The 15,122-nt window shown below is 54.0% G+C and carries 13 protein-coding genes; 4 read left to right on the top strand and 9 right to left on the bottom strand.

The genetic code is table 11. The features are described from left to right. Both B3Z49_RS14500 and B3Z49_RS14495 read right to left on the bottom strand, forming a co-directional pair. Positions 1 to 378 (bottom strand): TIGR02186 family protein (locus B3Z49_RS14500; protein ID WP_296992158.1); only part of this gene is annotated, 378 nt, incomplete at its 3' end. Next, the gene (locus B3Z49_RS14495; protein WP_008890848.1) at positions 378 to 1,301 is read right to left on the bottom strand and encodes a sulfite exporter TauE/SafE family protein; all 924 of its coding nucleotides are present in this window, start codon (positions 1,299 to 1,301) and stop codon (positions 378 to 380) included. The genes B3Z49_RS14495 and B3Z49_RS14500, both read right to left, overlap by 1 nt. 120 nt (positions 1,302 to 1,421) lie before the next feature. Between B3Z49_RS14495 and B3Z49_RS14490 the strand changes: the two genes are divergently transcribed. Next, positions 1,422 to 1,673, top strand: a complete 252-nt coding sequence (locus B3Z49_RS14490) for a sulfurtransferase TusA family protein (RefSeq protein ID WP_063089936.1) — start codon at positions 1,422 to 1,424, stop codon at positions 1,671 to 1,673. Between the two features lie 41 nt (positions 1,674 to 1,714). Beyond that, complete coding sequence (locus B3Z49_RS14485; protein ID WP_296992154.1) at positions 1,715 to 2,215, top strand: GNAT family N-acetyltransferase; 501 nt, start codon at positions 1,715 to 1,717, stop codon at positions 2,213 to 2,215. Positions 2,216 to 2,240: 25 nt separating this feature from the next. Here B3Z49_RS14485 and B3Z49_RS14480 read toward each other — a convergent pair whose 3' ends face one another. Genes B3Z49_RS14480 through B3Z49_RS14470 form a run of 3 tightly spaced genes read right to left on the bottom strand, consistent with a single transcriptional unit; the run spans position 2,241 to position 7,249 of the window. Next, entirely contained in the window at positions 2,241 to 3,635 is a 1,395-nt protein-coding gene (locus B3Z49_RS14480; protein ID WP_063089931.1) for a DUF2336 domain-containing protein, read from the bottom strand. 12 nt (positions 3,636 to 3,647) lie between these two features. Next, positions 3,648 to 5,384 carry a sensor domain-containing diguanylate cyclase gene (locus tag B3Z49_RS14475; RefSeq protein WP_296992152.1) on the bottom strand — a complete coding sequence of 579 codons (1,737 nt, stop codon included), beginning with the start codon at positions 5,382 to 5,384 and terminating at the stop codon, positions 3,648 to 3,650. After that, the gene (locus tag B3Z49_RS14470) at positions 5,381 to 7,249 is read right to left on the bottom strand and encodes an EAL domain-containing protein (protein ID WP_296992151.1); all 1,869 of its coding nucleotides are present in this window, start codon (positions 7,247 to 7,249) and stop codon (positions 5,381 to 5,383) included. The genes B3Z49_RS14475 and B3Z49_RS14470 overlap by 4 nt, the downstream gene beginning before the upstream one ends. Positions 7,250 to 7,620: 371 nt before the next feature. Here B3Z49_RS14470 and B3Z49_RS14465 point away from each other — a divergent pair, with 371 nt between their 5' ends. Beyond that, positions 7,621 to 8,967: a flavin monoamine oxidase family protein gene (locus B3Z49_RS14465; protein ID WP_349676390.1), complete on the top strand. Its 1,347-nt coding sequence runs from the start codon at positions 7,621 to 7,623 to the stop codon at positions 8,965 to 8,967. Positions 8,968 to 8,996: 29 nt separating this feature from the next. On the opposite strand, the gene B3Z49_RS14460 is transcribed toward B3Z49_RS14465, so the two are convergent. Next, entirely contained in the window at positions 8,997 to 9,701 is a 705-nt protein-coding gene (locus B3Z49_RS14460; RefSeq protein WP_296992149.1) for a GGDEF domain-containing protein, read from the bottom strand. Between the two features lie 146 nt (positions 9,702 to 9,847). Here B3Z49_RS14460 and B3Z49_RS14455 point away from each other — a divergent pair, with 146 nt between their 5' ends. Then, positions 9,848 to 10,156: a DUF5818 domain-containing protein gene (locus B3Z49_RS14455; RefSeq protein WP_120224868.1), complete on the top strand. Its 309-nt coding sequence runs from the start codon at positions 9,848 to 9,850 to the stop codon at positions 10,154 to 10,156. An 8-nt stretch (positions 10,157 to 10,164) separates the two neighbouring features. Here B3Z49_RS14455 and B3Z49_RS14450 read toward each other — a convergent pair whose 3' ends face one another. The 3 genes from B3Z49_RS14450 to B3Z49_RS14440 all read right to left on the bottom strand — a co-directional run bounded on the left by B3Z49_RS14450 (position 10,165) and on the right by B3Z49_RS14440 (position 14,978). After that, positions 10,165 to 10,875: an SPOR domain-containing protein gene (locus tag B3Z49_RS14450; RefSeq protein ID WP_296992146.1), complete on the bottom strand. Its 711-nt coding sequence runs from the start codon at positions 10,873 to 10,875 to the stop codon at positions 10,165 to 10,167. 71 nt (positions 10,876 to 10,946) lie between these two features. After that, positions 10,947 to 13,331 (bottom strand): ATP-binding protein, encoded by a 2,385-nt coding sequence (locus B3Z49_RS14445; RefSeq protein WP_296992144.1) that lies wholly within the window; start codon positions 13,329 to 13,331, stop codon positions 10,947 to 10,949. Between the two features lie 180 nt (positions 13,332 to 13,511). Beyond that, positions 13,512 to 14,978 (bottom strand): PLP-dependent aminotransferase family protein, encoded by a 1,467-nt coding sequence (locus tag B3Z49_RS14440; protein WP_296992142.1) that lies wholly within the window; start codon positions 14,976 to 14,978, stop codon positions 13,512 to 13,514. Positions 14,979 to 15,122: the final 144 nt, after the last annotated feature.

Genomic DNA, 15,122 nt, shown 5'->3' with positions numbered 1-15,122 from the left:
AATGCGGTAATCGAGCAAGACTTCCGGGGATGCGATGATATCCATCGGGCGGTTTGATGCGCTGGCATAATAGGCTGGCACGTTCTTATAGCGCGCGCTTTCGCTGTTGACCCAAATGCCGACTTTACGCTCTTTTTTTCGGACCACCATGTCTTGGTCCGGGCCGCGAACGGTAACAACGACGTCACCTTCTTCCTCGACCGCGCCAAACAACAGCACTTTGGTGCCGGTAAAGCCGGTGGTGATGGCCACAAGATGGTTCGACAAATCCACAACCAGCGGATCAGCCGATGCCTTTTTGGGGCCAGCCCCGATACTCAAAAGCGGCAGCGCCAAGGCAATCATAAAGGCGGTCCGAATGGCTGAGGGTACTGGCATCACAGATCCCCCGGCATGACGGAATAGAGGTCGCTTGGCGTAATCACCAGATCAAACAGAAGCTTCAGGCAGACCGACAAAACCAAAAGGCCAAGCAGGGCACGAAGATGCTCTGCCTTCAGGCGGGAACCAAACTGCGCACCAAACTGTGCGCCGATAACCCCGCCAATCAGCAACAGGATGGCAAGCGCGACATCAACCGTCTGGGTTTGCACCGATTGCAGGAAGGTAACGTTAGCCGTGACAAAGATGATCTGAAACAGCGATGTGCCAATGACAACCCCGGTCGGCATGCCCAACAGATAGATCATGGCCGGCACCATCACAAAGCCACCACCAACACCCATCAATGCGGTCAGCATGCCAACAAAGAAGCCAACGGCAAGTGGCAACAGGGCACTGATATAAAGCCCGGAGCGATAAAACCGCATCTTCAAGGGCAGGCCGTGGATAAAGCTGTGTTGATGTTTCTTGGATCGGCGGATTTGGCCGCCGCGACGCCGGGTACGGAAAATGGCGCGCGTGGCTTCAAACAGCATCATGCCGCCAATGATACCAAGGAAGATCACGTAGCAGAGCGAAATGACAAGATCGATCTGACCAAGTGACCGCAACCAGGCAAACACCCAGACACCGACGGTCGACCCGACAATACCGCCAGCCAGAAGAACCAGACCCATTTTAAGGTCGACATTACCGCGCTTCCAATGGGCGAACACACCCGATACAGAAGATGCGACGATCTGGTTCGCGGCAGTTGCCACGGATACGGCCGGGGGAATACCATAGAAAATCAAAAGCGGCGTAATCAGAAAGCCGCCGCCAACGCCAAAAAGACCCGACAAGAAGCCGACCCCGCCGCCCAGTCCCAAGATCAGAAATATATTTACCGATATCTCGGCAATCGGGAGATAGATTTGCATCGCGGGCGGGCTAACAGCGTTTGATTGATTGTTGTGGTTCAGTCTAACATATTGTGCAAATGCAACAATCGCCAATTGCCGCTATATCGGACCGGTTTCGTATTTTTTATAAGGTTTCTTATGTCGACATCTTCAAGTGGTCCCCATGATGCAATTCTCGACGCGCGCGGACTGATGTGCCCGATGCCCGTTCTGAAGGCAAAAAAAGCACTGCGTGACGTCAAGGATGGCGGAATTCTGCAAGTCCTTGCGACGGATCCCGGTTCTGTCGCCGATATGAAAGCCTTTTGCGAGATGACCGGTAATCGATTGATATCGTCTGAACAGGACGAAGATGTTTTTATCTATCACATTGAAAAATCCGGTACCTGAGACCGGGTTTTAAAGCGCCCCACGCGATGAAAGTTCCCTGAATGTCGCCAACCCCACCTAATCTGACTTGGCTGGATTGTGATTTTGATGATCTGTCCGCGCGCCACGTGCACAGCCTTTTGAAGCTCCGCCAGCAGATTTTCATTATCGAGCAGACCTGCATATTTCCCGACATAGACGGGCTTGATCCACGATGCAGGCATATTGTCGCCTATGAGGGGGACGATGTTCTGGCCGCGGCCCGGATTGTGGCCCCGGGCATTGATCCCGACCATGCGGAACAAGGTGACCGTCCCGCGATTGGCCGGGTTGTTACCAGCGATCGTTTGCGCGGGCAGGGCATTGGCCGCGAAGTGATGCGCCGTGCGATTGATGTTTGTGAGAAGCAGTTTGCAGGCAAACCGATCTACCTGAATGGGCAGCTATATCTTCGAGGTTTTTACGAAAGCCTCGGCTTCGTGCAATTCGGTGATGAATATGACGAAGATGGTATCGCCCATATCAGCATGGAACGCCCGGCGAACCTGAAAGAGGTCCAGTAGTAGGAATGACCAATAGCGGCGGACGTTAGCGTGCGCCGCTGGTCGCCATGCCGGTGAAGAATTCAAGTTGCCAATTCATGTCATCCTCGCTCAGCGGATATTGATTGCCGCTGCGGGGATTAAGTGTTTGGCTCGGCGGGACGTGACCAAGCTTGACCTGAATTTTCACCGCAAGGTCGGCAGGAAGACCGGCCTTCCATGCCAGGGACACAACACCCTTTGCCGAATGGGTGTTAAGCACCTTTGATACGGCGTCGGGCGAAATTCCGGCCAGAACGGCCAGCGATGCGCGGGCGAATTTGACATCGTTTGCGGCCAGTGCCTTTGCCACTTCCTGATCGGTCAGCTTTTTCTTGGCATGCATGGCAAGTGCCTTTTCAAAGGCAGGCTCGCCTTCTTCTTCGTCGCCGTCTTCTGCAACCACGCCTTTTTTGTCAGACTTCGGTTCCGCCTTGTCGGACGGTTTGGCTTTTTCCTTGTCAGCCTTGATCTTTTTCGCATCGGTCGCAACGTCGTCGCGCTTCTCGAATTCGCCAGATGCGATACGACGTTGCACGACTTCGCGGACCGCATCAAGCTGGTCCTTTTTCAGGTCTTTGCGGCGTTCCAGCACACTGATCAGGTTTTCGGCAACAAAGCGCGCCAGTTTTCCAGCCGCGGTCGGTGTCAGGGTTGGGCGTTTGACAAGGGGTTCGTGCCACTCCGGGTAATCCGGTGCGCGATCAATCAGTTGATCAAGCGTTTCTTCGCGGATCTGTGCAGACTTGTTGCCAAGCAGATGGGAAATCGCATCCTTGTCGCTACTTGCGGCAATGGCATCGGCAAGCTTTTCACCAACGTTTCTGCGACGCGACACAAAGCTGAGCGCACCACGACCAGAGCTGCCTTCAATGATTTCAAGCAGGTCTTCCTCGGTCAGGACCGGTGAATATTGCAAGACCGGGCCAGAAACGACACTTTCGGCGTCGCGTGCAAGCTGCTGAATGATTGGCTGCGGGGCGTCGGCAATGTCTTTGAGGGTTTCAGAGATCACTTGGCGGACGTGAACAGCCTGGTCACGCACAAGCTTGTCGAGCGCCTCGTAGGTCATGCGGCGCAGTTTATCGGTTTCATGGGCGGTGAGGCCGGCAGAAAGATGCGCGATTTTTTCCGCCAAACTGCCACGGACACTGTCATCGCTGTCATCGGTCAGAAGGACATCGGCCTGAACCGGCGTTGCCTGGTTGGCTGCAATGTGACGACGAACAGAAGAATCGTGGTCAGTGGCGAGGAAATAAAGGATTTCAGGGCGGGTATCATGGCGTTGTGCCAGCTTGCCGCGAACATCTGCATCCGGGCTTGCCGCCATTTCCTTGGCTTCGTCATAGGTGATTGGCGTTTCGCTTCGCTTGGTAAATACCCGCTGCAAAAATCCCTTCATCGGGCATTCCTCCTAAACTTCGATTTTTGCCGGGTCTTTTGACCCCGGCGCGGCAGCGATACCAAAACGGCCTTTGCCAAGTTTCTTGACTTGATACATGGTCTGATCTGCGCGCTGCACAAGTTGTTCAAGCGTTTCTTTTGAATCAGGTTCGTGAACCGCAATACCCACCGAAATGCCCAGCGGATGTTCGGCATCCCCGGAATATTTTCCAAGAACGGCACTTTCCTTCATCAAGGTCTTGGCGCGTGCCGACGCGGCAGGAATATCAGCACCTTCCAACCACAGAACAAATTCGTCGCCACCAAGGCGGGCTACAAGATCAGACGGGCGCACATTATCAAGTAACACTTGCGTTAACGTAAGAATGGCGTCGTCGCCAGCCTGATGGCCATGGATATCATTGACCAGTTTGAAGTTGTCCATATCGACATACATCAAAGCCGCAGGTGCATTTTCACGGCGCAGGCGACTGTGGCGGCGTTTGAGTTCCTCAAAGAACGCGCGACGGTTCAGAAGTCCAGTCATGCCATCTGTACGCGAAAGCGTCAGGATGCGTTCATGCTGGATGGCCTGTTCAATGGCGATACCGACCTGATCGGCAACCTCGGTCATGATGGCACGTTCGCCATCAGTTGGTTCCGGGTGATCTGCATCAAACATAAAGATCACAGCGCCATTATTGCGCTGATGATAATGGCAGCTAAGACCAATGAGCCGGTAATTCCCGACATGGGCATCAAACGTTTCATTCGTTTTCTGCATCTGATGAAGCGCCTGGTGGGCGATCTCGTTGGCCGCCTTGTCTGCATCGCCGGCGGTCAGTTCAAGGTCGCCGGTTTCATCATTGCGTTTGAAGATAACGCAATGGGAACAGGCCAATGCACGCGTGCTGGCTTCTGACGCGCCCTTCAGCACCATAAGCGGATCAATTTCATCACGCATGGTGCGGACGATATAGGTCATTAGGCGGTCACGATTTCGGGCGGTTGCGACTTCGCTTTCGCGGCGGCGTTGTTCGGTAATGTCGTGGGCAAGACCACGTGTGCCGATCCAGACCCCTTCGCGCGAATAGACGGGCGTCGATGAAACCGAAAGACACGCATCGCGTCCGTTCGAACGCCGGAACCAAACCGGGACATCACGCACGGCCTTCTGGCTGCGAAATACGTGCTCGCTGTCCTGATCGGCAGTATCAAGCAGGAATTTCCCCGGGAAACGTCCAACGATGTCGTCGGCTCGGTATCCAAGTGCCCCGCGCGGAGAGACAAAGATAAACTTGCCTGTTTCATCCGTTTCCCACGCGAAGGCGGACGAGACTTCGACAATATCGCGATAGCGCTGGCGTGAGTCGATCAGGGCTTCACGCAAGTTCCGATCCATGCTGACATCACGCGGCAGGATCATGACCTCGTTCTTCGTGGTCGGAAGGGCAGTTAGCTCCAATGTCGCCGTACCGCGCTGTACTTCAAAGGTCATCAGTTCAACCACACCACCCGGTGTGGTCAGGGCGCGTCGGATCAGTTGATAGATTTCAGGGAACAGGCCGTCACGAATGCCATTGGCAAAACCAACCGCATTTTTATTGGCAAATAGCGGCACACCCTTTGCGTCCATCACGATGACGGGGGCCTCGGCCTCGGCCATGACTTTGGGGTCAAGGGTAAACACGTCGGCGTCGTAGTTTGTCAGATCGTCTGCAAAGTTTGTGTTCTGGTTTTGCGGATCCACCGGATGACGGGAAGTCATGCGCGTCCTCCTGTTGTGGTCGACGCGTTCTGATCGTCGGTGTCGGCACTGCTATTAGAACTGGCGAGATTGGTCTTGTGATAATCGTCTTCGCTGCCAATCGTGATTGGCGGCCCCAGATGATAGCCTTGACCATAGTCGATACCCAGATCACATACCAGTTCGTAACTGGCTTTATCGTGGATCATTTCGGCGATTGTATGAATACCGAGATCGCGACAAAGCAGGGCGGTTGCCTTAAGAAATGCGCGTCCTTTGGGATTGGCAAGCGCAGTTCTCATTGCTCCGCCATCAAACTTGATAATGTCGACATCAAGCGCACTCAGATATTCGAAGTTGGCTGCCCCGGCACCAAAGTCATCAAGACAGATGGCATGACCACGGGCGCGCAGCATCTGCAACCCGTTATTCACATCAGTCAATCCACGAATACGCGACGTTTCGGTCACTTCGAAAAGGACTTGTTCCGAGGGGATGTCATAGTCGCCAAGCAGTTCGATCAGGGCTGGCATGAAACCGGCCTGTTCAAGCGAATGGCCGGAAAGATTGACAGCAACCGGATAGGGGATGCTGTCAGGATTGTCGCGCAGATGATCAAGAACCTTGCTGCACATTGCCAGATCAAACTCGGTAATCAGACCGGTTCCTTCGGCGAAATGGATGATCTGGTCAACGGCCAACGTGCTGTCGCCGATGTTAAAGCGCGCCAATGCTTCGAAATGATGCATTTCCCGATTGCCAAGATGGACAATCGGCTGCAATGCAACCGCAAAGGACCCATTTTCCACAATCTCGCGGAAGGCACGCACGGACTTCAGTGTTTCGTTGATCAGGTGCGGCAGGCTTGCCGAAAGGCGGGCGGCGGTGACGTCATTCTGTGCCTTGCGCTGCATCCGGTTGAGCGCATAGGCAACTGCCCGTGTCAGGTTGGTATCCCGGTCACTTTCGGCATTCTCGGTATCGAAATGATGGATGTTCCGAGCACTTTCATAGTCATTGCCAAACAGGTCTGCTGTTTTGGATTTTTTGGTATTTTTGCCGTTAACGCCCGAGGTGTTGGTCAAAGACATCAATCCGCTGATATTCTCGGCCGAGGTAGTTTTGTCAATTTCCTCAAGGTCGGCGCGCAGCGCACTGGCATAGGCCACGATACGGCGTTCGAGTTCGATCATCGGTTCGTCAACCGGATGAATTTTGTGCGGTCGTCGTGACTGTTCCTGATCCTTAACCACACTGGCATTGAACTGCTTTGCGCCAATTCCGATCAGACGCGCCAATTCATTGGTTGCAGCCGTTTCCGCCTGGGAGCGCGAAGCCGCCAGGTTTTCGAGCACCACCAAGGCTTCGTTGTGGTAGTTCATGCTTGAAAGATCACCAACCGAACCGGTCTGGCTGGTTTCGGCGTTCATGTTCTGGCGAATGACGGCATTCTGCAAAATGATACGGTCAATGCCCGATCTGGCGCGGGGACGAATGGCGCGATGGCGGGCTGCGATGTAATAGCGGCTTGAAGGATCGGCGATCATATAGCCGCTGAGTGACAGCGGCACAGCTTCCTGAACAGGTTTGCCATCGGACTCGCAAAGCTGGAAATCAAGATCAAGCTCTTCAAGGCGTTTTAGCCCAGTGCCGCCGTGAAGATAGGCGCGCAGCAAAGGACGTTCGGACTTAACAACAATTTTCTCGAAGGCTTCGCCGATCAGACGGTCTGGCGTGCATCCCAGAAGACTCTCGGTCGCGCCTGCGACAAACAGAATATAGCCGTTCTCATCGACCTCAAGAAGCATGTCAGCCCAGCAGAATGCCATGGCTGCAAGAAGGTCTTGGTCATTCGTTTCCGCCGAGTGGCCGGTGCTGTCTGTCATTTTCGACCCGTCATCGTAAGCCGCCTGTTTGTTTTTCTAAGACGCAGCTTTGCCTGTCTCTCATAAATAGCGATCTTACAAAGGATATGAAGGATTTGCACTTGATATGGCAAAAAAAACATTCCGGCTTCAAAAGATCGATTTTTGACACGTCGCAGGGGGCTGAGTGTCGATCAATTCTAAGGGACAGTCGAGCGACGCTGACATTCATCTGAATGCCGTCGTAGACATTGAGACTTGATGTTTTTCCGATTGTTCTATCAACTCTGAATTGGACAGTTCTCTGCGCCTTCCACCTTCTGTCCGGGAAACTGCATCATCAGCTTAGTGAGGTCGTTGTGTTAAGCCGAAACATCAACCGCCGCAGATTTATGAAGTCAGTCCTGATGGCAAGCGGGGCTGTCGCGTTTGCATCAAAATTTGCCGTCAAAAGGGCCCATGCGCTGGAAAATGTTTCTGTGGTTGTGGTCGGTTCAGGTATTGCTGGGCTCGGTTCGGCGAATTTGTTGCGTAAACACGGGGCCACAGTGACCGTGCTTGAGGCAAAGGACCATACCGGTGGTCGTCTTTTGACAGACTGGTCTATGGGCGCACCGTTTGAAGTCGGTGCTGGATGGATCCACGGCCCGTCGTCGGACAACCCGACCAAGCAACTCGCCGATGCGGTTAATGCCCAATATGCCGTTACCGACGATGAGAACGCAGTGTTCTTTGACATCAACGGCTATGAATATGATGAGGATGAGGTCGAGAGAATTGTCGATGCCTGGGAAGGGGTTCTTGAACACATCGACGGCACCTATGAGGTGAATGACCCGCGCAGTCTTTTGCAGGCGATCAAGGACTATCGTCCGGCGTATCTTGATGATCCGGGGATCATGTGGGCGTTTTCTGCCTTTACCGAATTTTCAAAGGGTGGGGCGATCGAAAAATTGTCAGCGCCCCTATTTAACTGGGATGAGGCATTTGACGGTGCGGATGTCGTCGTCACATCCGGCTATGACGAGATATTAAATCCTCTGAAAGAGGGGCTTGATATCAAGCTTTCCCATGTGGTCTCGGCAATTTATTACAGTGTCGATGAGGGAGTGGTGATCACTACCGATCAGGGAACTTTCGAAGCCGACTATTGCATTTGTTCGGTTCCACTCGGTGTTCTGAAAGCCAACAATATCCAGTTTACGCCCGATCTTCCCGGCAGATATCGCGATTCCATTGCAAATCTCGGCTTTGGCAGTGTTACCAAACTCGCACTGAAGTTCGAGGAACCGTTCTGGGATATCGAAACCCAGTATTTCGGCATCACAACCGAGCCGAAAGGACGGTGGAACTATTGGCTGAGCTACCGAACGTTTTCAGATGAGAACATCTTGCTGGGGCTAAGTGTCGGGGATTATGCATTGACCGCTGATCGTATGACGGATGCGGAAATGGTTGAAGATGCACTCGATGTGCTGCGCACTGTCTGGGAAGATGATGTGACAGAACCGATTGACGTTCTGGCAACGCACTGGGCCACCGATCCATTCACACTTGGCGCATATGCTTTTCCGCGTCCGGGGAACCGAAAATCTGATTTTGACGGTCTCGGAGAGCCGATTTCAGATCGACTGATCTTGGCTGGTGAACACACGATCTTTGACTATGCCGGGACAACCCATGGGGCGTTCATGACCGGGCTGCGCGCAGCAGAGTATATAATCGACGAGGAAGGTTAGGGGAAGCCGACAGCCTGTCTTATCGGATGTCAGGCTGCGTTATGATCGGCTTTACGGGACTCTGTTGCCTCGCGGCGGCTGTGCTTCTGATCATACATGGCTTCATCTGCTTCGCGGATCAGATCGGCAATATCGCATTTTGCGCCAAATGATGCGTGACCGAAGCTTGCCCTGATCGACAATGCCTTGCCCTGCCATATCAGCGGGAATCGCTCGGTCGCGTTCTGAAGCTGTACAATCCGTTTTGCCGCTGCGGCAGGATCGCTTCCGGTCATCAGGATGGCAAATTCGTCGCCGCCAAAGCGGGCAACAAAATCATCAGACCGGGTGTGCGTGCGCAGGTTCTGACCAAAGTGCCGAAGGACGGCGTCCCCCGCTGCATGCCCGTGCATGTCATTGATTTGTTTGAAACCATCAAGATCGGCAATGACCAAAATGCCGCGTTCGTCGGTTCGTGACGCGCGCGAGATTGCCTCCCGCGTGCGCTTCATGAAGCCGCGACGGTTATAAAGCCCGGTCAACTCATCGGTTTCGACCATGAGTTCGAGCTGTCTGATCCGGTTTTGCTGCTGATCAAGGCGGGTTTGCATGTCACGGGCAAGATCAACCAATGTCGAAAGCGCACTACGTTGTTCGCTTTCGTCTTTTTCTTCGGTCGCGCGATTGTTGATTGCCGTCTGATGCTGAAAATCAGCAGCAAGCTCTATCAACAAATCTATCTGCGACTTTTCCATTGGGCGTCTTGTTCTCAATGACATTGGATACCGAAACCCTTAAAAGGGGTGGAACCATTCTATCTTTCATGGCGTTACAAGAACATTAACGCACATGAAGCGTATTTGTGACGAAGCACTGTCGATCACGCAAAGGAGCACGACGGATGAAGTACCTTTTGGGGGCCGGATTGGCGCGAAAAATCGCTGTTGCGGGTGTGGCTCTGGCGTTGGCAGGGTGTTCGTTCCTGCAAAAAGAAAACTTTACGGTTGGTGGTGAAATCACCGATCAGGGGCAGGAATGCGTTACGTTCCGTGCCGAAGACGGGACGCTATATGCACTCGCCAACAAGGCAAGCAGGCTGCGCCCGGGCGACAAGGTGCGCATCACCGGCCATCTGGCACTGATGACAACCTGTACCGAGGCAACAACCCTGATCGTTGACAAGATTGTCCTGCTTGCACCCGCTGACTGAGCCTTTGTCTAGCGCGCAGTTGCAAAACAATCCGTGCCGTCAGCCTTGAGCTGGCGGCATTGTTTTTGTGCAGACTCCGAGTCTTCAAATCCTGCAAGCTGCAGCCGGTGATAAATGCCCTGACTGCCGAGATCGGCGGATACGATTTTTTTGACGTGCGATTTAGCCAGTTCCGGATAGCGGATGCTAAAGCTTGCCCAATAGGTTTCAGCGGTAAATGTGTCGCGAAAGGCGCCAAGCTGTATTCGGAAACCGCTACCGCTGACTGCCGACACAGGCGTTGCTGTTTCAACAAGATCAGATGCCGTCGTGCGTTGCACGGTCACAGCGGGCTGCGTGGTCTTAGTTGGAGGCGCAGTTGTTGAAGCCGCCGGGGTAATCGGAGTTTCCGTGGGGCTTGGTGTCCTTTGACGGACGGGTTGGACCGAACGGATTGGGGGCTTTCCGTTGATCGTTCGTTGATACTGATCTGCCAAAGAGGGGATTTCGATTTCTTCCTCAAGCCGGGTTTCAGTTGGAATTGTTCCGGGCAGGAGGCTTAGAGGCTGATTGCCTGATCGCACACTTGATGCGCGGGCAGGCAAATCTTTCGGGATGATATCGATCCCGGTTGGTCCTGTTTCAGGCGCAAGCGATTGTGCCACTGCACCGATATTAAAGATCATGGCGGCCATTAGTGCCGCAGCAAAGATGCCCGAAAAAGGAAAGCCACCCCACATTCCGGCAAAGCCAATCGCCTGCGAAAACTGTGTCGCAGGGGTTGGATATGCGTGGGGTGGTTTCGCCATTCCTACATCTCCGTGCGCGGGCCATATGCATGGCGTTCGCGCAAAATCTGATCATTGTTGCGCAGGCGTTCCATGGCTTTGCCATAGACGGTGTCTGGCGCATATTGACCATCTGTCCGGTCACCTGTTGCCATCCCGGTCAGAAGCTCAATCGCATCATTGATGTGTTCCACGGTCCAGATGTTGAATTTGCCCTGGCGAATGGCCTGAACGACTTCTTCGCGCAGGACAACGTTTTCCGCATTGGCCGAAGGAATGATCACGCCCTGATCACCGGTAAAACCCTGATCGGCGCAAATGCGATAGAAACCTTCGATCTTGTGCGAAATACCGCCGACCGGCTGCGCCTGGCCAAACTGGTTCATCGACCCCGTGATGCCGACATTCTGGCGCATCGGGATGTTGGAAACAGCGGAAACGATGGCGCAAAGTTCCGCCATCGACGCAGAATCGCCTTCGATCCCGCCATAGTTCTGTTCGAACGTAACGTTACAGGCGAATGAGAGCGGAAAATCCTGCGCAAAGCGTGATTTCAGGAAGCCTTCAATGATCATCACAGACTTTTGCTGCAATGGGCCGGACATATCGACCATGCGTTCAATGTTTAAAACGCCGAGGCTACCGACATAGGACCGTGCCGACACGCGTGCTGGCAGGCCAAAGGCATGATCACCGTAATCGAGAACCGTCAGTGCGTTGACCTGACCAATCACACTGCCAAAGCTGTCGATCAGGATTTCGCGCCTTTGAACCCGTTCATGGGATCGGTCTTCAAGGCGTGAATTGCGATGGCGGCGTTCTTCGATCGCACGCCGGACATCCGCGGCGCGGATGGTTTCGCGGCCTTCGGCCTTGCTGAGTGCGCCGGCCTCAATCGCGACATCTTCGACCCGTTCAATCTGGGCTGTCAGCTTGTCGCGTTCGCCTGCCCAACGCGCTGCCTGACCAAGCAATTGACGGATCGCACCATTATCAACCGGGATGCCGGAGCGTGACAGGGCGGATGCCCGCAGAAGCCCGGTATAGATCGAAATGTTGCGACCAGCCGCAGGCATGTCGGCATCAATATCGGCCTTGACCCGGAAGTGATTTCGGAAATCCACATCCAGCGAGAAGAAGGTGTAATAAAACTTCGGTGCGCCGACGATAACCACCTTGAGGTCAAGCGGGATCGGGCGAGGTTCCGGTGCACCTGCGGTTGGTGGGCCGCCCTTGTGGGTTTCCTCAATACGGATCTCACGGTCACGAAGGGCTGCTTTCAAAAAGCCCCAGCATTCTTCGTGTTCCAGAAGGCTTTCCGCACGCAAAACAAGAACGCCGCCATTGGCGCGATGAAGGGCGCCCGGTTTGATCAGGCTGAAATGCGGATGCATGCCGCCCCCCATCGGGCGGTACTGAATTTGCCCAAACAGGTTGTCGTAGCTTGGACTCGGTTCAAGTACGACATCGGGGTGATTATCGCGCGAATGATCGATTAGCAGGTTGACGGCATAGCGATCATCGACGGTTTCGGGGATCTTGCCATCACCGCTTTCGATGGCGGGTTGGTCGCTGGCTTCCTCGAACGCGTCGATATTGTCGAGAATGTCTTTTTCAAGCGCGTCGAACCAAGCCTTGAGGCCGGGGCTTGTGAATTTGTCGCGCAGTTTCTTGATGCGCGGTTTCAGAACAACCTTTGCTGCCCCGCGACGCAAACTATCAAGCGTATCGGCGATCTGTTCTTCGAGGTCGCGGGTGGAAAGCAGCGTTTTGCGGGCTTCTTCGGCGACTTCCTCAAACGCGTCTTCGGCCTCGTTGCGGCGATCCTTGGGGATCTCATCAAGGGAAACCGGTTCGCCTTCCTCGTTCAGCGCGACAATCATCACGCCTTTTTCGTTTTCCTGAACATCCAGACCGCGTTCACGGGCATATTCACGCAGCGCATCAAACTTTTCGCGAAGTTGTGCACGCGCTTCTTCGGTCTGGGTCTGGGTTTCGGTAAGGTGAGCCGGGGCGTTGAAGGCCGAGGCAAAAGCTTCGCGCAGATGCGTGATCAGTGTTTCCATCGCCGCCAAAAGCTTTTGGCCCTGACCGGCCGGAAGGGCATAGGGGCGCGGGCGATTGGTGCGCGAAAAATTGTTCAGATAAACCCAGTCATCAGGGGCTTCGCGTTCTTCCATGGCCTTGTTGAGGTAATCAAGGGTCGCCGTCATGCGGCCAGCGCGATCAAGACCAAGAACAAAAATGTTGAAACCGGGTTCGGACATCGAAAGTCCGAATTTAAGAGCCTCTGCCGCGCGGTAATGCGATGAAAAATCAAATATTTTCGGCTGTTGGTCTTTGTGTGGGCTGCGAATACGGAAATGCGGGAAACCGCAATCATCTGCGTCAAGGCGGGAAACTGGCATCTGCTGACTTTCTGCTGCCCAAGGTAAGGTATCAAGCAGGGGAATTTTGCCCCCGCAGCATATCTTGGAAGCAACCCATTCACGCGGTCAAGCGTTGCGTGCGGAAATAATTGAAATGACAGTAAGAACCGTGACTTCGCCTCAAAATTCCACGGTCATCATGCACGAGAAAAACGTGCGTTACATGACGACGGAATTGCCAAAATCACTGCTCTGAAGAAGTCGGTCGACGATTTGCACGCCGCGGCGCAATCTTTCGGGCGATCGTTCTGCACCGAAGCATAGGCGCATACCCCTTGGCACGTGGCCAACAGCGAATTGCTGTGCTGCGGTCAGAAGAACGCCATTGTTGGCCGCATCCATCACCAGTTCACTGGTGTCGATATGTTCGGGAAGTTCCAGCCAGATGTGATAGTTGGTCGGGTGGAAACGGATATCGTAACCCTTGAGTGTGCCAAGGACGATCGCAAGGCGTTTGGCCGCTTCTTCGCGGTGCCATGCCTCGAACTGAGCAAGGCTGCCATCCATGATCATGCGTGTGACAAGTTCAAGGTTGATGGTTGAAACCATCCAGCAGGTGGACCGGATTGCACTGGCGAGTTTGCCGATCATTTCGCCCGGTGCATGGATATAACCGACACGCAAACCACCACCGATACTTTTTGATACGCCATCAAGATAGATGCTGCGTTCCGGTGCAAAGCAAGACAGCGGGGGTGGGGCATCCGGATCAAGGAAGTGGTAGATGCCGTCCTCGATCAATGTCAGATCATATTTACGCAGGATTTCGGCAATTTCGATGCGGCGCTTTTGGCTCATTGTGCTGCAAAGCGGGTTGTGCAGCGTCGGCATCAGATAAATCGCACGCGGACTTTGTGTGCGACACATATTTTCGAGCGCGTCTGGCATGATGCCGTCGTCGTCCATGGCCACACCGCGCAGACGGAACTGCAACAAATTGGCAAGGCTGCGCAGGTTGGGATAGGTGAGTTCCTCGCACAGGACAAGATCGCCGGGGCGCACTGTCGCCAGCAGCGATACGGTCATGCCATGTTGCACGCCAGCCGTTGGTAAAACGCGTTCCGGATTGTCATCCAGCCCCAGTCTTCCGGCGGAAAAAGCCAACGCTTCACGCTGATGAGCAACGCCATATTCCGATTTGTAGGACACCATATCGTCCGTCGACATGGTGGTCGCAACCTCAATCAGGGTTTCGCGAATGCGGCCTTCCCTTGGCGGGAGAGGACAGTTCATCCTGAAATTGATCGGTCCGGTATCTTCGGTCTCGTTTGACTGGGAGTTCGTCGATGGCGCAGCACCGGTCGATCGTGCCAGCTGGGTGAGGTTATTGGTAAATGCCATCGGAATCGGCGCGGTGGCCGCCATATCAAGTTCCGACTGGATATTGTCGAGCACATAGGTTCCGCGGCCAACTTCACCAGCCACCAGCCCCAATCTTTCCGCCTCGCGGTAGGAGCGGGTAATTGTGCCGACCGTGACGCCAAGTTGATAGGCGAGGTCGCGGTGGGTGGGCAGTCGGTCTCCGGGTTTCAGAGAGCCGTCTTTGACTGCTTTGCGGATGGCTTGCGCGATCTGTCGATAAACAGGACCACCAGCCTCATCAAGTTTCGGGAACCATATTGTCATGGTGACAATGTTTAAATTGACACAATAATAATGTCAATGACAAAACAATATCGAGACAATTCACCGAAAGGAGATGGAAATGGTAAATTGTAACGATACAATCCAGCTTCCTGGCATCAATGTCACTGAGCGCACAGTAAGCAC

Source organism: Thalassospira sp. UBA1131, from assembly GCF_002311515.1.
Lineage (GTDB): Bacteria > Pseudomonadota > Alphaproteobacteria > Rhodospirillales > Thalassospiraceae > Thalassospira.
Note: the sequence above shows the minus strand (reverse complement) of the source record. Positions and strands in the feature narration are given on the sequence as shown.